The following is a 22,176-nucleotide window of genomic DNA, read 5'->3' as shown; positions in this document are numbered from 1 at the left end:
GCCGCATGGAGTGGCTGTGGGCTGTCGCGGGCGTGGTCGTCGTGCTCGTCGTCGTCGACCGCCTCGTCGCGCGCGGCCTGTTCGACCGCCGCCGCCCCCGCACCCGTGTGCCGTCCGGGTCGGCGGCGTCGGGCATGTTCGGCGGGCTCGTCGACGTCTTCCAGCCCAACCGTGAGTACCTCACGCAGGAGCAGGACCGTCAGCGGCTCGACATCCAGCACGCCGGGGACACGGCCCCGCCCGTCGACCTCGACGCCGGCGTCGCCCGGATCGACCCGGGCCGCACCGTCTGACGGCGTCGCAGAGGAGACGGCTCGACGCGCGGGTCGCCGCGCGCACCTCTAGCGTCGCGGTGTGCCTCTCCACGTGTCCCAGATCACGATCGACTGCCACGACCCCGTCGCGCTCGCCCGCTGGTGGGCGGACGCGCTCGGCTGGGACGTCCTCGACGAACCCGAGGACGACGACGGGCCGGTCGAGATCGAGATCGCCCCGTCCGACGGGTCCGCGACGAACTGGCTGTTCATCGAGGTACCCGAGGGCAAGGCGGGGAAGAACCGCATCCACCCCGACGTCCGCCCGCCCGACGGCTCCGACCAGGCGAGCGAGCTCGCCCGCCTGCTCGCGCTCGGTGCGACCCCGGTCGACGTCGGCCAGGGCGACGTCCCGTGGCACGTCCTCGCCGACCCCGAGGGCAACGAGTTCTGCCTCCTGCGCAGCACCCCCAGCCAGCTCGCTGCGGCTCAGGCCGCCGCCACCTGAGCCGTACAGGCGTCGTCCGTCGACCTGCTGGTCCGGTCCGGCCGCGAGACCCTCGAGGATCGCGCAGCCGGACCGGCGGTCTCAGAAGCGCAGCGAGCGGTTGGTCTGCCGCGCGGCGGCCTCGCGCTCCTGCTCGGCCAGCAGCCGGTGGCGGGCCGCACGGCCCAGGTAGTAGTCGCGGCGCTCCGAACCGGCCGCCGCGAGCTCGTCGAAGAACAGCGCAGCGCGTTCGTGCACGTCGCGCGCCTCGTCGTGCAGGCGGATCGCGTGCGCGACCGCGTCGTCGCTCGGGAACGTCTCGGAGACGTCACGGAGCACCGACGCCGGCACCGGCGGCGCGACTGGTGCGGGATCAGGTGAGACGTGGATCGTGGCCATGTGGTCCCCCTCGGCGACTCTGCCGTCCAGGTGACGGGCGTGCGCGACCCGGCTCCGACTGCTCCGGAGAGGTCTGCTGCTCATCCTCCGGTCCCCCGGGGCAACCCGCGACCGGAACGGGGATCGTCTCAGCGCCGGGCGGCCGACGACGGCGTGCGAGGGCGGATGAGTCAGTCGATACGCCGGGTTCTGTCCCCGTGCCCGGTTGCCCCGGCACGGGTGGCGACCATCCCTCTACGACGTACGTTGCCGCACGCCTCCAGCGGTCTACCCGGGAGCTCGGGCGGGCCGCCCTCGAACGCTCCCTGTCTGACCTTGCTCCGGGTGGGGTTTACCGAGCCGCACCGGTCACCCGGTGCGCTGGTGGTCTCTTACACCACCGTTTCACCCTGACCGGCGCCCGCGTGCGTGTCTCCACGACGCGGTGCCGGCGGTCTGTTCTCTGTGGCACTGTCCCGCGGGTCACCCCGGGTGGGCGTTACCCACCACCCTGCCCTGCGGAGCCCGGACGTTCCTCGGCAGGCCCGAGGGCCTGACGCGGTCGCCTGACTGACTCATCCGCGCCGAGGAGTCTACCCGCTGGTCATGCGGCCGGAGCAGCGCGGGTCAGACGTCGACGCGGTACGGCAGGACGAGCTCGTCACCGCTGCGGCCGCGGATGCCCCAGTTCTCGGGCGGGCTCTCGACGATGACGACCTCGAGGTCGTCATCGTCGAGGGCGAGGGCGGGCGCGACCGAGTCGAAGAAGGCGGCGACGAGGGCGCGGCGTGCGGCGAGGCTGCGACCGGTGAAGCAGACGATCTCGACGACGAGGTAGGCGTCGGACCGGGGTGCGACGAGGTCCTCGGGGTCGAGCAGGAGGAACCGGTGGAACCGCTTGTCCGCGGGGAGGCCCCATGTGCCGACGAGCGCGGCGTGGATCGCGTCGGACACCTCGCGACGTCGCGTGGACCACACGTCGCGCCGCCCGTAGACCTTGACCTGCGCCATCGCCCCTCCCCCTGCGGCACACGCGTGCCGCTGATGCGGCCGCCCCGGCTCGCGGAGCCTACAGTCAGGGCGTGCTCGTGCTGCTGCCGCCCTCGGAGGGCAAGACGTCGCCTCCCCGGGGGCCGGCGCTCGACCTCGATGCCCTCTCGTCGCCCGGTCTGACGCCCGTGCGGGAGAAGGTGCTCGACGCGCTCGCCGAGGTGAGCCGGCGTCCCGACGCGGCGGCGGTGCTGGGCGTGGGCGCGAGCCTGGCCGACGAGGTGCTGCGGAACACCGTGCTGCGCGAGGCCCCGACGGCCCCGGCCCGACGGGTCTACACCGGTGTCCTGTACGGCGCCGCAGGGCTCGACTCCCTGACGCCGGCGGCCCGCCGACGTGCGCACGAGTCGGTGCGCGTCGTGTCCGGGCTCTGGGGTGCGGTCACGCCCGAGGACCCGCTCCCGGCGTACCGGCTGTCGATGAGCACGGACCTGCCGGGCATCGGGCCGCTCGCGTCCGCGTGGCGCGGACCGCTGGGGGTCGAGCTCGACGCGCGCGCGGACGGCGAGCTCGTCGTCGACTGCCGTTCGGCCGCGTACCTGGCCGCGTGGCACCCGCCGCGCTCCGCGGACTGGGTCGCGGTGCGCGTGCTGCGCGAGGTCGACGGCGTGCGGTCCGTCGTCTCGCACCACGCGAAGCACACGCGGGGCGTGCTCACGCGGCACCTGCTGAGCCGGCGTGCGCGTCCGCCGCGGGACGCGGAAGGTCTCGCCGCGGCCGCGTCCGAGCTCGTCGGTGACGTGCTGCTGGCCGTCGAGCTGGGTCCGCCCGCGCGCGGTGCGCGCACGCTGTCGCTCGTCGTCGCGTGAGCGCTCCGGCCCGCCGGGGCTTCCCGTGGTGGGCGGTCGCCGCCGTCGTCGTCGTGGTGCTCCCGACCACCGGGCTGCTGCCCGCCGACGACGCGCGCACGCTCGCCGAGCGCACGCTGCCGATCCTGCTGTTCCTCGCGGCGCTCACGGTCGTCGCGGAGACGAGCGCGGGCGCGGGGCTGTTCGACGCGGCCGCAGGGCTGGCCGCCCGGGTGGCGCGGGGTCGACGCGTCGTGCTCTGGCTGCTCGTCGTGGTGCTCGCGACGCTCTCGACCGCGGTGCTGTCGCTCGACACGACCGCGGTGCTCCTGACGCCGGTCGTCATCTCGCTCGCGCGGCACACCCGCACGTCTCCCCTGCCGTTCGCGCTCGCCGTGCTCGCGCTCGCCAACACCGCGTCGCTCGTGCTGCCCGTCTCGAACCTCACCAACCTGCTCGCCGACCACGCCATCCGGCGGGCGGGCGCGTCGTTCCTGCCGCTCATGTGGGCGCCCGCGCTCGTGGCGATCGTCGTGACGGTGGCGATCCTGGCCGTGCGCGACCGCCGGCACCTCGGCGGCACGTACGAGCCGCAGGAGCCGTCGCCCGCGCCCGACCGGACGCTGCTGCTGCTCGCCGCGGGGGTCACCGGCCTGATGGCCGTGGGCTTCGTTGCCGGTCTGCCGCCGGCGCCGCTCGCGACCGGTGCCGCCGTCGTCCTGCTCGCCGCGACCCGCGTGCGACGACGCCCCTGGCCCGTGCCGCCGTCGCAGCTCGTCCCGTGGCGGACGCTCGTCGTCGTGCTCGGGCTGTTCGTCGCGGTCGAGACCGCGCACGCGCACGGCCTCGGCGCGCTGCTGCACGACCTCGCGGGCGACGGGGACGGCGCCGACGAGCTGCTGCGGCTGGCCGGCGTCGCCGCGCTCGCGTCGAACGGCGTCAACAACCTGCCCGCGTACCTGGCGCTCGAGCCGGCCGCCGCCGGCGACCCGCTGCGGCTCGCGGCGCTGCTCGTCGGCACCGGTGCGGGTCCGCTCCTCACCCCGTGGGGCTCGCTCGCGACGGTGCTGTGGTGGCACCGGTGCCGTCAGGTCATGCTCGACGTGCCGGCGCGCACGATCGTGCTGCAGGGTGCGCTGCTGGCCCCGCCGGTCGTAGTGCTCGCGGTCCTCGCGCTCGCCGTGGCGCACTGACGCGGGCGGCCGCGCAGCGTCGACCCGAGCCGGCCTACCAGCCCTCGCTCGGCACCCCGACGACGGCGATCTCGTGCCGCTTGTCGGCGAACAGCCGCACGATGCTCACCGACGCGGGCGCGACGCGGAGCTGGCTCCACGACCCCGGCTGCGCGCCCATCGCGACGCCCAGCGCCGCGCGGATCGCGACCGCGTGGCTCACGACGACGACGGTGCGGCCGCGCCCCTCCGCGATGAGGTCGTCGAACACCTGCTGCAGCCGGACGCCGACGTCGGCGATCGACTCGCCGCCGGGCGGGCGCACGTCACCACGCGTGTGCCAGGGCTCGAGCTCGCCGGGCCAGCGCTCCTCGATCTGCTCCGCGGTGAGGCCCTGCCACTCGCCGAAGTCGGCCTCCTTGACGAGGTCGACGGTCTCGACGGACAGCTTCAGCCGCTCCGCGATGATGCCCGCGGTCTGCTGCGTGCGGACCATGGGCGACGCGATGATCTCCGACGGGTACTCGATGTCGCCCCACAGGTCGTGCCCGATGCGGTCCACGAGCACCGCGGCGGCACGGGCCTGCTGCTGCCCGTGCTCGTCGAGCGGCGGCCCGGGCTCGGACGAGCCGGAGTACCCGCGCGAGACGGTCATCGCCGTCTGACCGTGCCGCACGAGCACGACCGTGACGGGCTTCTCCTCGTCGAAGCGGACGCCCGCACCGGACGGTCGTGGCGCGCGGCCCGAACCGGGGTCGCCCGCACCCGTCGTCGCGGACTGCGTGCCGCTGCCGGTCGGGTCGGTGCTCGGCGGGGTGAGCGGGCCGGTGCTGGCGTCGTCGGTCACCAGCCCACTCTCACGGTCCATCGCGAGGTTCGCCAGCCGGTCGGCGGCGGCGTTCTGCGCGCGCGGCACCCACGTCCACGTGACGTCCGCGGGGTCGACGAGCGTGTGCACCTCGTCGGCGAGGCGGCGCATGTCGGCGTGCTTGATCTTCCAGGTGCCGCGCATCTGCTCGATGACGAGCTGCGAGTCCATGCGCACCTCGAGGCGCGCGGCGGGGTCGATCGCGAGCGCCGCCCGCAGCCCGGCGACCAGGCCGGAGTACTCGGCGACGTTGTTCGTCGCGACCCCGAGGAAGTCCGCGCGCTCCGCGAGGACCTTCCCCGTGTCGGCGTCCCGCACCACCGCGCCGTACCCGGCGGGCCCGGGGTTGCCCCGCGAGCCGCCGTCGGCCTCGACGACGAGCCGGCGGGTCATCAGCCCGCGGCGGCCGGCTCGGGCAGGCGCACGAGGATGCGGCCGCACTCCTCGCAGCGCACGACCTGGTCCTCGCCCTTCGAGCGGATCGCGTCGAGGTCGAGCGGGTTGAGCTCCAGGCGGCAGCCTTCGCAGCGACGGCCCCGCAGCGGTGCGGCACCGAGCCCGCCGAGCTGGCCGCGCAGGCGCTCGTAGAGCGTCACGAGGCCGGCGTCGAGGCCCTCGGCGGCCTTCGCGCGCTCGCCCCGGACGCGCTCGGCGTCCGCGTCGATCGTCCGGAACGCGGCGTCGCGGTCGGCCGCGACCGACTCCTTCTGCGCGACGAGCGCGTCGTACGCCTTCGTCACCTCGGCGAGCGCACCCTCGTGCGCCTCGAGCCGCTCCATGACCTCGAGCTCGACCTCCTCGAGGTCGCCCTGGCGGCGCGCGAGCGACGCGAGCTCGCTCGTCAGCGCCTGCAGGTCCTTCGCGCTCCCCTGCCCCGAGTCCAGACGGGCCTGGTCGCGGGCCGCGCGCGAGCGCACCTGCTCGACGTCGGCCTCCGCCTTCGTGAGCTCGCGACGCAGGTCCTCGGCGGCCGTGCGCGACGTGACGAGCGCGGTGTGCAGGTCGGCGAGCTGCGCGTCGAGCTCCGCCAGCCGTGCGAGCTCGGGCAGCGTGCGGCGCTTGTGCGCGAGCTGGTCGAGGCGCGTGTCGAGCTCCTGGACGTCGAGCAGGCGGCGCTGGTCCGCCGCGGGGGCAGTCGTCACGGGTGTCCTTCCGGCGGGAGGGGGGCGGGCGCGGCGACGCGGCCCGTCCAGGGGTCGGTGCTCAGGGTGCTGACCCGGGTCTCCACCGTAGTGCCCGCGGCGGCCAGGTCCGTCTCCAGGTCGCGCGCCGCACGGGCCAGCCACGGCCACTCGGACGCGAAGTGCGCGAGGTCGACGAGGTACGGCGGGGCGTGGCCGTCGCGCGCCTCGAACTCCGCGCGCTCGCGCAGCTCCGAGGCGGGGTGGTGACGCAGGTCGGCGGTGACGTACGCGTCGACGCCGGCCGCCCGGACCGCGTCGAACAGCGAGTCGCCCGAGCCGCCCACGACGGCGACCCGTGCGACCCGCCCGTCGGCGTCCCCGGCGTACCGGACCCCCTGCGACGTGGCCGGGACCGCCGCGGCCACGTCGGCGGCGAACGCGGCGAGCGTCGTCGGACGCTCGAGCCGCCCGACGCGGCCGATCCCCGTCGCCCCGGGCCAGGACGCCAGCTCCAGCACGTCGAACGCCGGTTCCTCGTACGGGTGCGCGGCGCGCAGCGCGGCGACCACCGCGGACCGGAGGCGCCGCGGCGCGACCATCTCGACGCGCGCCTCCACGACGCGCTCGACCTCGCCGACCGTGCCGATCGCGGGCGACGCGCCGTCGAGCGGCGTGAACGTCCCCTCGCCGGTCGTCGTCCAGGCGCACCGCGCGTACCGGCCGATCGCGCCCGCCCCCGCCGCGGCGAGCGCATCGACGAGCGCCTCCGCGTCGCGGACCGGCACCATCGCGACGACCTTGTCGAGCGCCTCCGACGCCGCGGCCTGCAGCGGCGTGCGATCCACGAGGCCCAGGGCGTCGGCCAGCGCGTCGGCGACTCCCCCGACCGCGGCGTCGGCGTTCGTGTGCGCGGTGTAGAGCGCGACGCCCGACCGGACGAGACGGTGCAGCAGCGCGCCCTTGAAGGTGGTCGCCGCGATCGAGTGCACGGGCCGCAGCAGCAGCGGGTGGTGCGTGACGACCAGGTCCGCACCCCACGCGACGGCTTCCTCCACCACGTCCGCGACGGGGTCGACGGCGAGCAGCACCCGCCGGACCTCCTGCTCCGGGTCCCCGGCGACCAGCCCCACCGCGTCCCACGACTCCGCCGTCGACGGCGGGTAGCGGCGCTCGAGCGTGCGGACGACGTCGGCCAGACGAGGGGCGGTCACGTCACGCACGCTACCCGCGCGACGCCGACGGACGGGCTCACCGCAGCGGCGTCGTCGCGTCCCCCACCGCGACCCGGCCCGTGCTCACGGGCACCATCCGCACGCCGAACCACGTCCGCCCGTCCTCGCGGCGGTGCCGCGCGAGCGTCCGGATCGGCTCCTTGGTCGTGACGAGCGCGTCGAGGTCGATCGTCGTGAGGCTGCACCGGTCGCACCGCTCCGCGAAGCGCAGCTCGACGTCGCCGACCCGCAGCCCCGCCCACCGGTCCTCCTCGAACGGCTCCAGGTCGCCGCCGACGACGAGGTTCGGCCGGAAGCGCTCCATCGGCAGCGGCGCCGGCACCTGCGGGGACCCCGTCGGGTCCGCCGACTCCAGCACCCGGTCGGCGACCCACGCGTTGAGCGCCGCCATCGACGCCTCCGTGGTGACCAGCAACGGACCGGCGTCCGCGAGGTTGAGCGGATCTCCGGGGCGCCCGCCGTGGTGCACGCTCACCGACCGCCGCCGCGGGTCGTCGAGCCAGACCAGCCGCACGGACCGCCCGAGCACGTCGGACAACCACGCGTCGGCATCCGCCCCCGCCCCGGTCGCCCGGTCGAGGCGCGACAGCCCGACGGCGACGTCGGGCTGCGCGTCCACGGGCTCGGCGACGACGAGGTCGGCTGCCCCGGCCGCGCTCAGCCGCAACGACGCGCCGTCCGGCGAAGCGCGGACCGCCAGCATCCGCGGGTGCTCGCGCGCGGTCAGCACGTCGCCGTCGGCGGTCACGACCATCCACCGCCGGTCACCCCGGACGCCCCACGGGTCGACGTCGACCGCCGGCACGTCGACGCCCCGCAGCGACTTCACGGGGAAGACGTGGAGCGACGAGACTCGGGGGGCGGCCACCCGCGGACGGTAGCAAGCGCACCTCGCGTCCGGCCCGGACGCGCCCGCATCACGATCCCGTCACGATCGGGTCCCGGTGCCGTACGCGCACACCGGCGAGCGCGGGGGTGCGCCATCCTCGCCGCATACCTCGTCATGCGGTCCGCCGGCACCACACGACGCCGCTCACGTTCGCCCTGGTCACGCTCGTGCTCGCCGGCTGCATGACGCCGGCTCCCGACGACGCGGACGCACCTACCACCGCCCCCACGGAGGCCGCTCCGACGACGGCGGTCGCACCGGGAGACGCCGCGACGCCGACGATCACCCCGGCGTGGCCCACCGCGCTGCCCGAGGACGAGGCGATGTCCGTCACCGGCTCCTACTCGGTCGTGTGGCTCGCGATCGCGCCCGACGACGACACGGACAGCCTCGACGCGGCGCAGGCACGCGCCGAGTCGCTCGGCTACGGCGCGCCCGCGACGCCCGTGATCTGCGTGCCGCCCGTCCCCGCCGGAGTCGTGGCGGAGTCGTGGGACGACGCGTGGGGCGCCCCCGTCTACTTCCGCGAGCCGCAGGACGCCGACCTGTTCGCCGAGCTGTGGGGCTCGCCCGTGGCGGCGGTCGTGCGCGACGTGCACCTGGCCTGCGGGTGGGGATGACGCGTCGGGTGGGCCCGGCCGGTTTCGAACCGGCGACCTCCGCGGTGTAAGCGCGGCGCTCTGACCAGCTGAGCTACAGGCCCCTCGCCGCGACGTGCTCAGGGGTGCGACGGGCGCACAGCCTACCGGTGCACCACGCTGCGCCCGAGGGGCACCGCAGCACGCCGACCGACGTCTACGTCAGGCGACGAGGTCGGCGATCGCCGCGCGGTAGGCGGCGAGGTCACGGGCCTGGCCCGCGGGGTTGACGACGGACCACCGCAGCACGCCGTCAGCGTCGACGAGGAAGGAGCCGCGCAGCGGCCGGCCGGCCTTCTCGTCAAACACCTCGTAGGCGCGGGCGACGTCACCGTGCGGCCAGAAGTCGGAGAGCAGGTCGAAGCCGTAGCCCTCCTGCTCCTTCCACGCGCGGAGCGTGAAGGTCGAGTCGCACGAGACGACGAGGACGCGCACACCCCCGGCGTCGAAGGCGGCGATGTTGTCGCGGATCTCGCACAGCTCCCCGCGGCACGTCCCGGAGAACGCGAACGGGATGAACACGACGACGACCGGGGTGCCGCGCAGGGCCGACAGCGTCACGGGCGTGCCGTGCGTGTCGACGAGCGTGAAGTCGGGTGCGAGCTCGCCGAGGACGGGCGTCGCGGTCACTTGCCGCGGCCGCGCGTGCCGAGGCGCGTGGCGGACCAGTCGGCGGCGATGGCGAACGTCGTCATCGCGTGCAGGCCGGACGTGGTGGCGGCCTCCTCGATGTCGCTGTGCGACACGTGGCCCGACCGGCCGGACTTCGGGGTGAGCACCCAGATGGGGCTGTTGTCCTCGAGGACGGTCATCGCGTCGACGAGGAAGTCCGTGAGGTCGCCGTCGTCGTCTCGGAACCAGATGAGGGCGCCGTCGGTGACGTCGTCGTAGTCCTCGTCGACCAGCTCGTTGCCGGTGACCGCCTGGAGGGCGGTGCGCAGCTCCCCGTCGACGTCGTCGTCGTACCCGAACTCCTGGATCACCTGTCCTGCGGTGAACCCCAGACGCGCTGCCACCTGCGAGGCGGCGTCGTCCGTGCTGGATGACACGTCCCGACCGATCCCTTCGTCGCGTCGCCCCCGGCGGGACGACCTGCTGATGTCCGCACACCGTAGCCCACCGCACGGTGGCGGGCCCTGGCAAGACGTCGACCCGGACGGGCGTGTCCGACCGGTCCGCCGACCGCTCCGGCACGCGAGTCGTCCCACGACTGTCGCGGACGTCACGTGGCCCGAGTGCCGGGACGGTGTGACTTTGTGCCCGGCAGGGGCCGACAATGGGCCGACTACCCGCACCTGCCGCAGCGCGCCCCACGTGCTCGGACCAGGGTCGGGCCGAGATGCGCGCCGGGGCCACGAGGCTCGCGCGTGCGGACGAGAAGGCAGAAGGAGCACCGGTGGCTTCCATCGACGAGACGGGCCCGCTCATCGGCGGCCTGCTCAGCCAGGTCCCCGACATCGACCCCGCCGAGACCGGCGAGTGGCTCGAGTCGCTCGACGGGCTCATCGACGACAAGGGTGGTCCGCGCGCCCGCTACGTGCTGCTGAGCATGCTGCGCCACGCGCGGCAGCGGAACGTGGCCATCCCGGCCTCGCTGAACACGCCGTACGTCAACACGATCGCGGTGCACGACGAGCCGTACTTCCCCGGCGACGAGGTCATGGAGCGGCGCTACCGCTCGTGGATCCGCTGGAACGCCGCGGTCATGGTGACGCGCGCGCAGCGTCCGGGCATCGCGGTGGGCGGGCACATCTCGTCGTACGCGTCGGTCGCGACGCTGACCGAGGTCGGCCTCAACCACTTCTTCCGCGGCAAGGACCACCCGGGCGGCGGTGACCAGGTCTACTTCCAGGGTCACGCCTCCCCCGGCGTGTACGCGCGCGGGTTCCTCGAGGGCCGCCTGAGCGAGCACCAGCTCGACGGGTTCCGCCAGGAGCTGTCGCACCCCGGCGGCGGCCTGCCGTCGTACCCGCACCCGCGCCTCGCGCCGGACCTGTGGGAGTTCCCGACGGTGTCGATGGGCCTCGGCCCGGCGTCCGCGATCTACCAGGCGTGGACCAACAAGTACCTGCACCTGCGCGGCATCAAGGACACGAGCCAGCAGGACGTGTGGGCGTTCCTCGGCGACGGCGAGATGGACGAGCCCGAGTCGCGCGGCATGCTCCAGCACGCGGCGCAGCAGGGCCTCGACAACCTCACGTTCGTCGTCAACTGCAACCTGCAGCGCCTCGACGGACCGGTCCGCGGCAACGGCAAGATCATCCAGGAGCTCGAGGCGCAGTTCCGTGGCGCCGGGTGGAACGTCATCAAGGTCATCTGGGGCCGCGAGTGGGACACCCTGCTCAACGCCGACAAGGACCGCGCACTCGTGCACCTCATGAACACGACGCCCGACGGCGACTTCCAGACGTACCGCGCGGAGAACGGCGCGTTCATCCGTGAGCACTTCTTCGGTCGCGACCCGCGCACCAAGCAGCTCGTCGAGAAGATGACGGACGACGAGATCTGGGCGCTCAAGCGCGGCGGGCACGACTACCGCAAGATCTACGCCGCCTACAAGGCAGCCCGCGAGCACACGGGCCAGCCGACGGTGATCCTCGCGCACACCATCAAGGGCTACGGCCTGGGCTCGGGCTTCGCGGGGCGCAACGCCACGCACCAGATGAAGAAGCTCAAGGCGGACGACCTCAAGACGCTGCGCGACTCGCTGCACATCCCGATCACGGACGAGCAGATCGACGAGAACCCGTACGTCCCGCCGTACTTCCACCCGGGTCCCGACGACGAGGGCATCCAGTACATGCTGGAGCGCCGCCGCCAGCTCGGCGGGTTCGTGCCCGAGCGCCGCTCGACGCACAAGGCGGTCTCGCTGCCCGAGGCCAAGGTGTACGAGGGCCTCGCGAAGGGCTCGGGCCACCAGGAGGTCGCCTCGACCATGGCGCTCGTGCGCCTGTTCAAGGACCTCGTCAAGGACAAGGAGTTCGGCCACCGCCTGGTGCCGATCATCCCGGACGAGGCCCGCACGTTCGGCCTGGACTCGATCTTCCCGAGCGCGAAGATCTTCAACACGAACGGCCAGAACTACATGGCCGTCGACCGGGAGCTCATGCTCTCGTACAAGGAGTCCGAGTCCGGGCAGATCATGCACACGGGCATCAACGAGGCCGGTTCCGCGGCCGCGTTCCAGGCCGTCGGCACGTCGTACGCGACGCACGGCGAGCCGCTCGTGCCGTTCTACTTCTACTACTCGATGTTCGGGTTCCAGCGGACGGGCGACCAGTTCTGGGCGGCCGGCGACCAGATGGCCCGCGGGTTCCTCATCGGCGCGACGGCCGGTCGCACGACGCTGACGGGCGAGGGCCTGCAGCACGCCGACGGCCACTCCCCGCTGCTCGCGGGCACCATGTCGCACGTCGTGCACTACGACGCGGCGTACGGCTACGAGCTGCGCCACATCGTCAAGGACGGCATCGAGCGCATGTACGGGGAGGGTGACGGCCGCGACAAGGACGTCATCTACTACCTGACCGTCTACAACGAGCCGATGGTCCAGCCGGCGGAGCCCGAGGGCGTCGACGTCGAGGGCATCCTCAAGGGCATCTACCTGCTGTCGCCGGCCGAGGGCGACGGGCCGCGCGCCCAGATCCTCGCGTCGGGCGTGGCGGTGCCGTGGGCGCTCGAGGCGCAGAAGCTGCTCGCGGACGACTTCGGCGTGCGTGCCGCGGTGTGGTCCGTGACGAGCTGGAACGAGCTGCGCCGCGACGGCCTCGCCGCGGACCAGCACGACTACCTGCACCCGGGCGAGGAGCCTCGCCAGGCGTACCTCACGCAGAAGCTGCAGGGTGCCGAGGGTCCGTTCGTCGCGACGACGGACTACGACCACCTGGTCGCCGACCAGGTGCGCGCATGGATCCCCGGCACGTACGCGACGCTCGGTGCGGACGGCTTCGGCTTCTCCGACACCCGCGCCGCCGCGCGCCGTCACTTCAAGATCGACGGCCCGTCGACCGCGGTGCGGGTGCTGCAGCAGCTCGCGCGGACCGGCGCGGTCGCGGCCGACGCCCCGGCGCAGGCCATCGAGCGGTACCGCCTGCACGACGTCACCGCCGGCACGTCCGGCAACACGGGCGGCGACTCCTGACGGTCGCCGTCACCTGACGGACGAGGGCCCGCGGCGGATCACCCGCCGCGGGCCCTCGTGCTCTCCGGCGCTCCGGGCGCCGCCGTCGGCCGCACCGCGCACAGGCGACGCGGGGCTGCGGTGTCAGGTACCGGGGATCGTCTGCTCGGCGTGCGCGACCGCGCGCGCGAGCTCGTTGCGCAGGTCGGCGACGGCCGCCTGGTCCGGGTAGAGGTCGAGCGAGCCGAGGTGCTGCTTCGCCTCGAGCGGGCGGCCCGCCTCGATCGCCGCGAGCACCAGGTGCCGGGCGACCTCGGGGTCGTGCTCGCGCGGGCGCCAGTGCCCGATGCCGAGGCCGAGGGCGTCGACGGGCTGGCCCGCGCTGCGCAGGAGCGCGAGCGACTCGACGAGCGCGCGGCCCGACGGGTCCCGCTCGGACGCCGTGGTCAGGCGCCGCAGCGTGCCCTCGTGGTCGTCGCGGACGGAGAGCCGGGCGACCTCGATGAGCGGGTACCAGGCACGCGGGTTGCCGGCGAGCTCCTCGCCGAGCGCCCATACCGCGAGGTCGGCGGCGCGCTCGCGCTCGGTCTCGTTGCCGGGCGCCGTGAGCGGGTCCTCCTCCGAGCCGGACTCGGCGGCGCGACGCCGCACGATCTCGGCCAGGGCGCGGAAGGCGCGCTCGTTGTTCGGGTCGTCGCTGAGCATCGACCGCAGGGCGTCCTCGTGCAGGGTGTCCCCCCGCCGCGCGGCGGTGGTGGGTCGTCGGGCTCCGACGCGCGAGGCGGAGCTCGGGCGGCGCATCAGCTGTCGCAGTCGGGGCAGGAGAGCCATGTCGTGACCTTAGCCGTTGACCGGGCGGGGCACCCGGCCCGTCTCCGGGCCGCTCCCTGACCCCTGCGCGCGCCTTTGTCGACTTCCCACAAGCGCGCCTCCTATGCTCCCCCTATGCCCGGACCTTCGCACGGCGGACGCCCGCCGACCGGCGCGCAGGCCGTCCGGCCCGCCGACGCCACCCCGCCGCGCAGCCGCACCGTCGACGCCCCGGAGGGTGGCGAGGCCACGGCGAACGCCGAGACGCAGCGGCGCGTGCGCGAGGGCTCGGGGCTGCTCGCGGCCGCGGCGATGCGGCGTCTCGACGAGGACCTCGACTGGTACCGCGCGCTGCCCGCGGAGGACAGGTCGTGGGTCGGGCTCGTCGCGCAGGCCGGCATCACGGCGTTCGTCACATGGTTCATGGACCCGACCCGCCCGCCGCACGGCGTCGGCGACATCTTCGCGACGGCACCGCCCGAGCTGACGCGCTCGATCTCGCTCCAGCACACGCTCCAGCTCGTCCGCGTCGTCGTGGACGTGGTCGAGTCGAACAGCGACCGGCTCGCAGCACCTGGTGACGAGCGCTCGCTGCGCGAGGCCGTGCTGCGCTACTCGCGCGAGGTCGCGTTCTCGGCCGCCGAGGTCTACGCCCGAGCGGCCGAGGTCCGCGGTGCGTGGGACGCGCGGCTCGAGGCGCTCGTGGTCGACGCGATCGTGCGCGGAGACGTCGACGACGCGCTCAGGTCGCGCGTCGCCGCGCTGGGGTGGAGCGGGCGCGGCTCGACGCTCGTGATCGTCGGCACGACCGCGTCGCCGCTCGACGACGTGCGGGCCGCGGACCTGCGCCGGGCCACGCGCCGCGCCGCCGACGACGCGCTCGTCGGGATCCACGGCGACCGGCTGGTCGTGCTGGTCGGCGGTGAGGGTGACCTGCGGGCCGCCGTGACGGCGCTGCTCCCTCGGTTCGGGCCCGGTCCTGTCGTCGTCGGGCCCGAGGCGCAGGACCTCGCGGACTGCGCGCGGGCGGCCCGTGCTGCGCTCGCCGGGCTGGCCGCCGCCGCCGCGTGGGCCCAGGCGCCCCGACCGGTGCAGGCCGACGACCTGCTGCCCGAGCGCGTGCTCGTCGGCGACGTCACCGCGCGGCGTGCGCTCGTGCACCGTGCGTACGAGCCGCTCGCCGCGAGCCAGGGGTCGCTGCTCGAGACGCTGTCGGCGTACCTCGGCACCGGACGGTCGCTCGAGGCCGCCGCGCGCACGCTGTACGTGCACCCCAACACCGTGCGGTACCGGCTGCGCCGGGTCGCGGACGTCACGGGCTGGGACCCGCTCGACGCACGCGAGTCGTACGTCCTGCAGACCGCGCTCGCGCTCGGCCGGCTCGACGCCGCGGGCGTGACCTCGATCGTCGAGCGCCCCTGACCGGTCCGCACCGTTTGTAGGGTCCGCACAACACCGTCCGTGAACGTTGGTGTGCGTCACGAGCCCGGAGGGCACCGACGGCACGGCAAGGTGGACAGGTGCTCGTCGTCGTCTGCCCCGGACAGGGTGCCCAGTCCCCCGGCATGCTCGCCCCCTGGCTCGAGCTGCCCGTCGTCGCGGAGTCGGTCGACCGCTCGTCGCGGACCGCCGGTCTCGACCTGCGTGCGCACGGCACGACCTCGGACGCGGACACGATCCGCGACACCGCGGTCGCGCAGCCGCTGCTCGTCGCGTCCGCCCTCGCGAGCCTGCGCGCGGTGCTCGAGGTCGACGCGGACTCCCCGCTCGGCACGGCCGCTGCGGGCGTCGTCGGCGCGACCGCCGGTCACTCGGTGGGCGAGCTCGCCGCCGCGGCCGTCGCGGGCGTGCTGACCGACGACGAGGCCCTCGCGCTCGTCGCGGTCCGCGGTGCCGCCATGGCCCGCGCCGCCGCCAGCACGCCGACCGGCATGAACGCGGTCCTCGGCGGCGACCCGGACGAGGTCCTCGCGGCGCTCGCCGCGCACGGGCTCGTGCCCGCCAACGTCAACGGCGGCGGTCAGGTCGTGGCGGCCGGCCCGCTCGACGCGCTCGCCGCGTTCGCCGCCGCCCCGCCCGCCCGCGCACGGGTCGTGCCGCTCCAGGTCGCCGGCGCGTTCCACACGCAGGTCATGGAGCCCGCCGTCGCTGAGCTGCGCGCCGCAGCCGACGGCATCACGCCCGGCGACCCGGTCGTGCCGCTCCTCACCAACTCCGACGGGACCGTCGTCCCCGACGGCGCCCGCGCGCTCGCGCTGATCGTCGCGCAGGTCGCCAACCCCGTCCGCTGGGACCTCTGCCAGGAGACGCTGCTCGCGCTCGGCGTCACCGGCCTGCTCGAGGTGGCCCCGGGCGGGGTCCTCACAGGCCTCGCGCGGCGTACGCTGCCGGGGATCGAGACGGTCGCCGTCAAGACGCCGGCCGACCTCGACGCCGCACGCGACCTCGTGCGCCGCCACGGCGCCGCGTCCGCGTCCGCGTCCGAGGGCACCACCGCGAACACCCAGGAGCAGCCGTCGTGACCCGACCCACCCTGACGCAGGCCACCGGACCGGCCCACACCCGGATCCTCGGCATCGGCGGCGTGCGCGGAGAGCGCGTCGTCCCGAACGACGACCTCGTCGGCCCCATCGACTCCTCGGACGAGTGGATCCGCCAGCGCACGGGCATCGTCACGCGCCGCCGCGCGGGTGAGAGCACCGACGTGCTCGACCTCGCCGAGGGTGCCGCGCGCGCCGCCCTCGAGAACGCGGGCCTGACGGGCGCCGACATCGACGCCGTCATCCTCTCGACCGTCACCTACTTCCACCAGACGCCCGCGGGCGCCGCGATCGTCGCCGACCGCATCGGCGCGACGCCGGCCGCCGCGTTCGACATCTCCGCCGCGTGCGCCGGCTACTGCTACGGCATCGGCCAGGCCGACGCGCTGGTCCGCGCCGGCACCGCGCGCCACGTGCTCGTCATCGGCGCGGAGAAGATGAGCGAGTTCGTCGACCCGACGGACCGCACCATCTCCTTCCTGCTCGGCGACGGCGCGGGCGCGGTCGTGATCGGCCCGTCCGACACGCCCGGCATCGGCCCGACGATCTGGGGCTCCGACGGCGGCCAGGCGCAGGCGATCCGCCAGACGCACTCGTGGCTCGCGACGCGCGACGAGGGTGCCGGGTGGCCGACGCTGCGCCAGGAGGGCCAGTCGGTCTTCAAGTGGGCGGTGTGGCAGATGGCGCCGGTCGCGCAGAAGGCCCTCGACGCCGCGGGCGTGACCGCCGACGACATCGAGGCGTTCATCCCGCACCAGGCGAACATGCGGATCATCGACCAGATGATCAAGCAGCTGAAGCTCCCCGAGTCGGTGGTCGTCGGCCGCGACATCGCCGACACCGGCAACACGTCCGCCGCGTCGATCCCGCTGGCGACCGAGCGCCTGCTGCGCGAGGACCAGGTCCCCAGCGGCGCGCTCGCGCTGCAGATCGGCTTCGGCGCCGGCCTGGTCTACGCCGCGCAGGTCGTGGTCCTGCCCTGATCCACCGCGGCCCGGCGCACGTCGGGCCCGCCCCGCCCCCGGGGAGCGGTCCACCCTCGGGCTGTACCGTTCGTCCGACCCTTCCAGCAGTCACCAGAGGAGACACCATGGCGTACAGCGAGCAGGAGATCCTGGCCGGTCTGGCCGAGATCGTGAGCGAGGAGACGGGCCTGCCCGCCGACTCGGTCCTGCCGGAGAAGTCCTTCACCGACGACCTCGACATCGACTCGCTGTCGATGATGACGATCGTCACGCTCGCCGAGGAGAAGTTCGACGTGCGCATCCCCGACGACGAGGTCAAGAACCTCACGACCGTGGGTGACGCCGTCTCGTTCATCGCGGGCGCGCAGTCCTGAGCCTGCCGTGACCCGGGCACCGTCCCGGCGCCGCCGCGGGCGCACCGCCGCCGGCGCCGGGACGGGCCACCCCCATCGCCACCAGGAGCACCGATGAGCCACGCAACCGACGTCGTCGTCACCGGACTCGGCGCCACCACGCCGCTCGGCGGGGACGTGCCCTCGACGTGGGCCGCCGCCCTCGCCGGTGAGTCCGGGGCCCGCACCCTCGACAACGACTGGGCCGAGACCTACGGCATCCCCGTCTCGTTCGCCGCGACCATCAAGGTCGCGCCCGCGGACGTCCTGCCGCGCCCCGAGCTCAAGCGCATGGACCCCTCCGCGCAGTACGCCGTGATCGCGGCGCGCGAGGCGTGGGCCGACGCGGGCTCCCCCGAGGTCGACGGCGAGCGGCTCGGTGCCGTGGTGTCGTCCGGCATCGGCGGCATCTGGACGATGCTCGACGGCTGGGACACGCTCCGCGAGAAGGGCGCCCGGCGCATGCTGCCGATGACGGTGCCCATGCTCATGCCGAACTCCCCCGTCGCATTCGTGTCGCTCGACCTGGGCGCCCGCGCCGGTGCGCACGCCCTGGTCTCGGCGTGCGCGTCGGGTGCCGAGGCGATCGGGTACGGCGTCGACATGATCCGCTCGGGCCGCGCCGACGTGGTCGTCGCGGGCGGCACCGAGGCTCCGATCCACCCCATGCCGATCGGCGCGTTCGCCGCGTCGCGCACGCTGTCGCAGCGCAACGACGACCCGCAGCGCGCGTCGCGCCCGTACGACACCGCCCGGGACGGCTTCGTCGTCGGTGAGGGCGCCGGCGTCGTCGTGCTGGAGAGCGCCGAGCACGCCGCCGCGCGCGGCGCCCGCGTGTACGCGCGCATCGCCGGTGTCGGACTGTCCGCCGACGGGTACCACATCACGTCCCCCGAGCCCTCGGGCGACGGGCAGATCCGTGCGATGCGCTCCGCGCTGCAGGAGGCGGGCGTCTCGCACCGCGACATCGTGCACGTCAACGCGCACGCGACCTCCACGGTGGTGGGCGACCTCATCGAGGCGCGCAGCATCCGCGGCGTGCTCGGCGACGAGGCGGACCACGTCGCCCTGTCCGCGACGAAGTCGATGACGGGCCACCTGCTCGGCGGCGCGGGCGCGCTCGAGTCGGTGTTCACGATCCTCGCGCTGCACGACCGGCAGGCGCCGCCGACGATCAACGTCGACGACCCCGACCCGGAGCTCGTGCTCGACCTGGTGCGCGACAAGCCGCGCGCGCTGCCCGACGGGCAGATCGCCGCGATCAACAACTCGTTCGGGTTCGGCGGCCACAACGTGGCGCTCGTCGTCACGTCGGTCTGACCCGCCGCACCACCCGTCCGCCCCGGCGGACCGAGGGCGCGCCTCCCCTGCCCGGGTGGCGCGCCCTCGGCGTCTGCGACGACGGCACGCGCGTCGCGTCGGCGGGGCCGCGCACGGCACGCGGCGCGTCGCGTCGGCAGCACGGCGCATGCGACGCGTCAGCGGCGGCGACGCGCGTCGGCACCGCGCGTGGCGAGCCGACCGCCCGCGCGGGTCAGTAGCCGGCGAAGGCGTCGGTGCGGATCCGACGCACCCCCGCCCGGCGCAGCGTGCGGCGCGCGTGCACGACCATGCGCGGCGGACCCGAGACGTACGCGAGCCGCCGGTGGGCGTCAGGCACGCCCTCGCGGAGCACGGCGTCCTCGAGCAGGGGCGCGGCACGGTGCTCCCACCCCTCCGGCAGCACGGCGGGCGGCGTCGGGGCGACCACCACGACGCGCGCCGCGGACGCGGTGAGCACGTCGGCGTAGGGCGGCTCGTCACCGGGCCCGAGCAGGAGCAGCAGCACGACGTCGCGCCGCTCCCCCGCGCGTGCGAGTGCCGCGAGCTGGCTGACGAACGGCGTGATCCCGATCCCGCCCGCGACCAGCAGCAGCGGGACGTCGGCGCGCCGCGGGAGGAGGAAGTCGCCGCCCACCGCCGTGGCGCGCACCACGACACCCTGCGGCAGCGACGTGAGCGTGCGCTTGAACGAGCTCGGCGCGGGTGTCAGCCGGTACGCGACCACGACGCCGTCCACGTGCCCGGGCGGCGACGCGACCGAGAACACCCGGCGGGTCCCGCGCCGGTCGACGCCCGCGTGCGGCACGTGCAGCTCGATCCACTGCCCGGGGCGGAAGCGCAGCGCGCGCTCGGGCGCGAAGGCGACCTCGCGCACGGCCGGCGTGACGTCGCGGTGACCCACGACGGTGAGCCGCACGGCACGCCGCTGTCCGAGCGCGAACGCGAGCACGTTGCCGACGACGAGCGCGAGCTCGGGCGAGCTCCACACGGGTCCGAGCGTGAACGGCGTGACGGTGAGCGCGCCGACGAGGGCGGCCTCCGCGAGCTGCTGGCGGCGGCGGGGCGGCAGGGTCAGCGGCTCGGTGAGCATGAACGCGGCGGCGAGCACGAGCGGGTAGGACGCGAGCGAGGTCCACAGGGCGTCGGGCACCGCCAGGCCCAGCCCGACGAGCCGCACGCTCACCACCCCGCCCGCGACGACCAGGTACGTCCCGACGAGCAGCCCGCGCCGGGTCCGCACGACGACGGCCAGCGCGGCGACCGCGACGACCGGGAGCAGCGCGGGCGTCGCGACCCACCAGGTGGCCGGCACCGCGCCGAACGGGACGCCCACGAGCCCCACGGCGAGCGCGCCGGCCGCCGCGGGGTTGAGGACGTGCCGCGACCGCACGGCGAGGACGAACTTGGACGCCCCCGCGGCGGCGGCGGCCGCGGCGAGGACCGCGAGGTCGAGGGGTGCCGTCGACGGACGGAGCAGCAGCGCGAGGAGGAGCCCGGTGATCACCGACGACTCGCGGTGCACGGGCACGCGCCAGAGCGCGCCGCACGCGAGGCTGACGAGCAGGGTGACGGCGACCGCGACGACGACCGACACCGCCAGCGCGACCGGCTCGACGTGCACGCTCCCCGAGAGGCTCAGCACGAGCGCGGCGGCCAGCACGACGCCCAGTGCGGCCGAGACGGTCCGGTACGTCGTGACGCGGCCGAGCAGGTCGTCGACGCGGCTCATGCGAACACCTCCCCGGGCAGCCCGAGCGACCAGTGCACGCGGCCGTCGGCGTGGATGCGCACGTACTCGAGGTCGAACCGCACCTGCAGGCGCTCGGGGTCGACGAAGAAGAGCGCCGTCGCGAGGCCGTCGGCGACCATCGCGGTGGGCGCGACGGCCCAGGTCGCGACGACGTCCCGCGTGGGCGCACCCGTGCGGGCGTCGACGACGTGGTGCAGCCCGTCGCCCCACGTGCGCCGGTCCACGCCCGAACCGCACACGGCGGCGTCGCCGACCTCGACGACGCCCACCGCGCGGCTCGCGTCGCCGGGCTGCTGGAGCCCGACCCGCACCGGCGCACCGTGCCGCAGGACGTCGCCGCCCGCGTCGACCAGCACGTCGTCGACGCCGCACGCCGCGAGCTCGGCGGCCACGAGGTCGACGAGCTGGCCCTTGCCCGCGGCGCCGACGTCGAGCAGCACGGGCTCGTGCACGACGAGCCGGTCGCCGTCGCGCGCGAGCACGTCGGCCGCGCGCGGGGCGGGCACGGGCGGACCCGCCGGGACGAGGGTCAGCCCGGGGTCGTAGCCGAGCCGCTCCAGGCTGCGGCCGACGAGCGGGGACACGGCGCCGCCGGTGCGCTCGTCGAGCACGTCGTAGAGGTCGAGCAGCGCGACGCCGTGCGCGGGCAGGGCGTACACGCCGGGTGCCGCGGCGATCCGGGCCACGAGCGAGTCGGGACGGAACCGGGACCACACCGCGTCGTACGCCGCGACGCACGCGTGGACGCGGGCGAGCACCGCCCCGTCGAGCGGTGCCGGTGTGCGCAGCGTCCACCGGGTGCCGATCGCGTCGAACGACTCACGCGCGCGCATCGGCGAGGACGGACTCCAGCGCGGACTCGAAGGCCTGCGTCGTGAGCGACGCGCCGGCCACGACGTCGACGTCGACGTCCTCGAGCGGGATCCCGACGACCTGAGCCGAGATGGCGGAGGCGAAGTCGGACTGGAACGTCTGCGAGGTGGGGTTGGTCGCCTGCGGCACGACGTCCATCGCGGCGACGATGCCCTCGTCGACGGTGAGCGTCACCTCGATGCTCTCCTTGCCCGCGGGCGAGGAGTAGATGCCGACCCCGACGTAGGTGCCGTCGACGATGCGGCTCGTCGGGGACGCGGAGCTGCCGACGGCACCGCTCGCGTCGCCCTGCGCGCCGGCGGCGCCGGTCCCTGCGGCACCGCCCGCGGCGGTCGTGCCGTCGGCGGCCGTCGCGTCGGCGGCGCAGCCCGTGAGGGCGGCGGCGAGCGTCAGGCCCGCGAGGGCGAGCGCGGGCGTGCGGGGCGTGGTCATCGGGGTGCGTCCTCTCGTGGCCCGGGCTGTCCCGGGTCGGCAGGCGTCGAGGGGGCGACGCCCGAGGTCACACCTTGGCGGACGGGGTCGG

At 75.0% G+C, this 22,176-nt stretch carries 23 protein-coding genes, 1 tRNA gene and 1 other RNA gene; 11 read left to right on the top strand and 14 right to left on the bottom strand.

The annotated features are described in order from the left end of the window. The first annotated feature begins 5 nt into the window (after positions 1–5). Both KOV94_RS11425 and KOV94_RS11420 read left to right on the top strand, forming a co-directional pair. On the top strand, positions 6–293 hold the full coding sequence (locus KOV94_RS11425; RefSeq protein ID WP_218052093.1) for a DUF6191 domain-containing protein: 288 nt from the start codon (positions 6–8) through the stop codon (positions 291–293). Positions 294–354: 61 nt separating this feature from the next. Further along, positions 355–762 carry a VOC family protein gene (locus KOV94_RS11420; protein ID WP_124341518.1) on the top strand — a complete coding sequence of 136 codons (408 nt, stop codon included), beginning with the start codon at positions 355–357 and terminating at the stop codon, positions 760–762. 81 nt (positions 763–843) lie between these two features. On the opposite strand, the gene KOV94_RS11415 is transcribed toward KOV94_RS11420, so the two are convergent. The 3 genes from KOV94_RS11415 to KOV94_RS11405 all read right to left on the bottom strand — a co-directional run bounded on the left by KOV94_RS11415 (position 844) and on the right by KOV94_RS11405 (position 2,130). Next, positions 844–1,140 (bottom strand): hypothetical protein, encoded by a 297-nt coding sequence (locus KOV94_RS11415; RefSeq protein WP_124341517.1) that lies wholly within the window; start codon positions 1,138–1,140, stop codon positions 844–846. 162 nt (positions 1,141–1,302) lie between these two features. Next, positions 1,303–1,697, bottom strand: an RNA gene (rnpB, locus tag KOV94_RS11410) — RNase P RNA component class A. A gap of 49 nt (positions 1,698–1,746) precedes the next feature. After that, entirely contained in the window at positions 1,747–2,130 is a 384-nt protein-coding gene (locus KOV94_RS11405; RefSeq protein WP_124341516.1) for a tautomerase family protein, read from the bottom strand. A gap of 71 nt (positions 2,131–2,201) precedes the next feature. Here KOV94_RS11405 and KOV94_RS11400 point away from each other — a divergent pair, with 71 nt between their 5' ends. Together KOV94_RS11400 and KOV94_RS11395 are read left to right on the top strand one after the other, a co-directional pair. Further along, complete coding sequence (locus KOV94_RS11400; RefSeq protein WP_218052092.1) at positions 2,202–2,978, top strand: YaaA family protein; 777 nt, start codon at positions 2,202–2,204, stop codon at positions 2,976–2,978. Continuing rightward, positions 2,975–4,150, top strand: coding sequence for an SLC13 family permease (locus KOV94_RS11395; protein ID WP_218052091.1), 1,176 nt, complete (start codon positions 2,975–2,977; stop codon positions 4,148–4,150). The genes KOV94_RS11400 and KOV94_RS11395 overlap by 4 nt, the downstream gene beginning before the upstream one ends. A 34-nt stretch (positions 4,151–4,184) precedes the next feature. Here KOV94_RS11395 and KOV94_RS11390 read toward each other — a convergent pair whose 3' ends face one another. Genes KOV94_RS11390 through KOV94_RS21280 form a run of 4 tightly spaced genes read right to left on the bottom strand, consistent with a single transcriptional unit; the run spans position 4,185 to position 8,221 of the window. Further along, complete coding sequence (locus KOV94_RS11390) at positions 4,185–5,390, bottom strand: bifunctional RNase H/acid phosphatase (RefSeq protein WP_218052090.1); 1,206 nt, start codon at positions 5,388–5,390, stop codon at positions 4,185–4,187. Continuing rightward, entirely contained in the window at positions 5,390–6,139 is a 750-nt protein-coding gene (locus KOV94_RS11385; RefSeq protein ID WP_218052089.1) for a zinc ribbon domain-containing protein, read from the bottom strand. The genes KOV94_RS11390 and KOV94_RS11385 overlap by 1 nt, the downstream gene beginning before the upstream one ends. Beyond that, a complete protein-coding gene (locus KOV94_RS11380; protein WP_218052088.1) occupies positions 6,136–7,332 on the bottom strand; it encodes a Nif3-like dinuclear metal center hexameric protein in 1,197 nt (398 codons plus the stop codon). The genes KOV94_RS11385 and KOV94_RS11380 overlap by 4 nt, the downstream gene beginning before the upstream one ends. Before the next feature lie 37 nt (positions 7,333–7,369). Next, complete coding sequence (locus KOV94_RS21280; RefSeq protein ID WP_218052087.1) at positions 7,370–8,221, bottom strand: MOSC domain-containing protein; 852 nt, start codon at positions 8,219–8,221, stop codon at positions 7,370–7,372. 107 nt (positions 8,222–8,328) lie between these two features. On the opposite strand from KOV94_RS21280, the gene KOV94_RS11370 reads away from it, so the two are divergent. Then, positions 8,329–8,862, top strand: a complete 534-nt coding sequence (locus KOV94_RS11370; protein WP_218052086.1) for a hypothetical protein — start codon at positions 8,329–8,331, stop codon at positions 8,860–8,862. A gap of 9 nt (positions 8,863–8,871) precedes the next feature. On the opposite strand, the gene KOV94_RS11365 is transcribed toward KOV94_RS11370, so the two are convergent. The 3 genes from KOV94_RS11365 to KOV94_RS11355 all read right to left on the bottom strand — a co-directional run bounded on the left by KOV94_RS11365 (position 8,872) and on the right by KOV94_RS11355 (position 9,929). Continuing rightward, positions 8,872–8,945, bottom strand: a tRNA-Val gene (locus tag KOV94_RS11365). A gap of 97 nt (positions 8,946–9,042) precedes the next feature. Then, the gene (locus KOV94_RS11360) at positions 9,043–9,510 is read right to left on the bottom strand and encodes a peroxiredoxin (protein ID WP_218052085.1); all 468 of its coding nucleotides are present in this window, start codon (positions 9,508–9,510) and stop codon (positions 9,043–9,045) included. Next, entirely contained in the window at positions 9,507–9,929 is a 423-nt protein-coding gene (locus KOV94_RS11355) for a DUF3052 domain-containing protein (protein WP_218052084.1), read from the bottom strand. Before KOV94_RS11355 ends, KOV94_RS11360 begins: the two co-directional genes overlap by 4 nt. Before the next feature lie 347 nt (positions 9,930–10,276). On the opposite strand from KOV94_RS11355, the gene aceE reads away from it, so the two are divergent. Then, positions 10,277–13,021 (top strand): pyruvate dehydrogenase (acetyl-transferring), homodimeric type, encoded by a 2,745-nt coding sequence (gene aceE, locus KOV94_RS11350; RefSeq protein WP_218052083.1) that lies wholly within the window; start codon positions 10,277–10,279, stop codon positions 13,019–13,021. 123 nt (positions 13,022–13,144) lie between these two features. Here aceE and KOV94_RS11345 read toward each other — a convergent pair whose 3' ends face one another. After that, the gene (locus tag KOV94_RS11345; RefSeq protein ID WP_225916499.1) at positions 13,145–13,831 is read right to left on the bottom strand and encodes a hypothetical protein; all 687 of its coding nucleotides are present in this window, start codon (positions 13,829–13,831) and stop codon (positions 13,145–13,147) included. A 114-nt stretch (positions 13,832–13,945) separates the two neighbouring features. Between KOV94_RS11345 and KOV94_RS11340 the strand changes: the two genes are divergently transcribed. The 5 genes from KOV94_RS11340 (at position 13,946) to KOV94_RS11320 (ending at position 19,027) form a co-directional block, all read left to right on the top strand. Beyond that, positions 13,946–15,232 (top strand): PucR family transcriptional regulator, encoded by a 1,287-nt coding sequence (locus KOV94_RS11340; protein ID WP_225916497.1) that lies wholly within the window; start codon positions 13,946–13,948, stop codon positions 15,230–15,232. A 98-nt stretch (positions 15,233–15,330) separates the two neighbouring features. Then, on the top strand, positions 15,331–16,332 hold the full coding sequence (locus KOV94_RS11335) for an ACP S-malonyltransferase (RefSeq protein ID WP_218052082.1): 1,002 nt from the start codon (positions 15,331–15,333) through the stop codon (positions 16,330–16,332). Next, positions 16,329–17,333, top strand: coding sequence for a beta-ketoacyl-ACP synthase III (locus tag KOV94_RS11330; protein WP_218052081.1), 1,005 nt, complete (start codon positions 16,329–16,331; stop codon positions 17,331–17,333). The genes KOV94_RS11335 and KOV94_RS11330 overlap by 4 nt, the downstream gene beginning before the upstream one ends. Before the next feature lie 107 nt (positions 17,334–17,440). Further along, positions 17,441–17,689, top strand: a complete 249-nt coding sequence (locus KOV94_RS11325; RefSeq protein WP_124341502.1) for an acyl carrier protein — start codon at positions 17,441–17,443, stop codon at positions 17,687–17,689. 93 nt (positions 17,690–17,782) lie between these two features. After that, the gene (locus tag KOV94_RS11320) at positions 17,783–19,027 is read left to right on the top strand and encodes a beta-ketoacyl-[acyl-carrier-protein] synthase family protein (protein WP_218052080.1); all 1,245 of its coding nucleotides are present in this window, start codon (positions 17,783–17,785) and stop codon (positions 19,025–19,027) included. 214 nt (positions 19,028–19,241) lie between these two features. Here the strand turns inward: KOV94_RS11320 and KOV94_RS11315 are convergent, their stop codons facing one another. From KOV94_RS11315 to KOV94_RS11305, 3 genes are read right to left on the bottom strand one after another with little or no spacing between them, the layout of a single operon-like run. Continuing rightward, complete coding sequence (locus KOV94_RS11315) at positions 19,242–20,759, bottom strand: FAD-dependent oxidoreductase (protein WP_218052079.1); 1,518 nt, start codon at positions 20,757–20,759, stop codon at positions 19,242–19,244. Beyond that, the gene (locus tag KOV94_RS11310; RefSeq protein ID WP_218052078.1) at positions 20,756–21,613 is read right to left on the bottom strand and encodes an FAD:protein FMN transferase; all 858 of its coding nucleotides are present in this window, start codon (positions 21,611–21,613) and stop codon (positions 20,756–20,758) included. The genes KOV94_RS11315 and KOV94_RS11310 overlap by 4 nt, the downstream gene beginning before the upstream one ends. Next, complete coding sequence (locus tag KOV94_RS11305; protein WP_218052077.1) at positions 21,600–22,085, bottom strand: FMN-binding protein; 486 nt, start codon at positions 22,083–22,085, stop codon at positions 21,600–21,602. Before KOV94_RS11305 ends, KOV94_RS11310 begins: the two co-directional genes overlap by 14 nt. Positions 22,086–22,176: the final 91 nt, after the last annotated feature.

Source organism: Cellulomonas algicola, from assembly GCF_019024305.1.
Lineage (GTDB): Bacteria > Actinomycetota > Actinomycetes > Actinomycetales > Cellulomonadaceae > Cellulomonas > Cellulomonas algicola.
The sequence above is the reverse complement of the archived record's forward strand: the minus strand, read 5'-3'. Positions and strand labels throughout refer to the sequence as shown.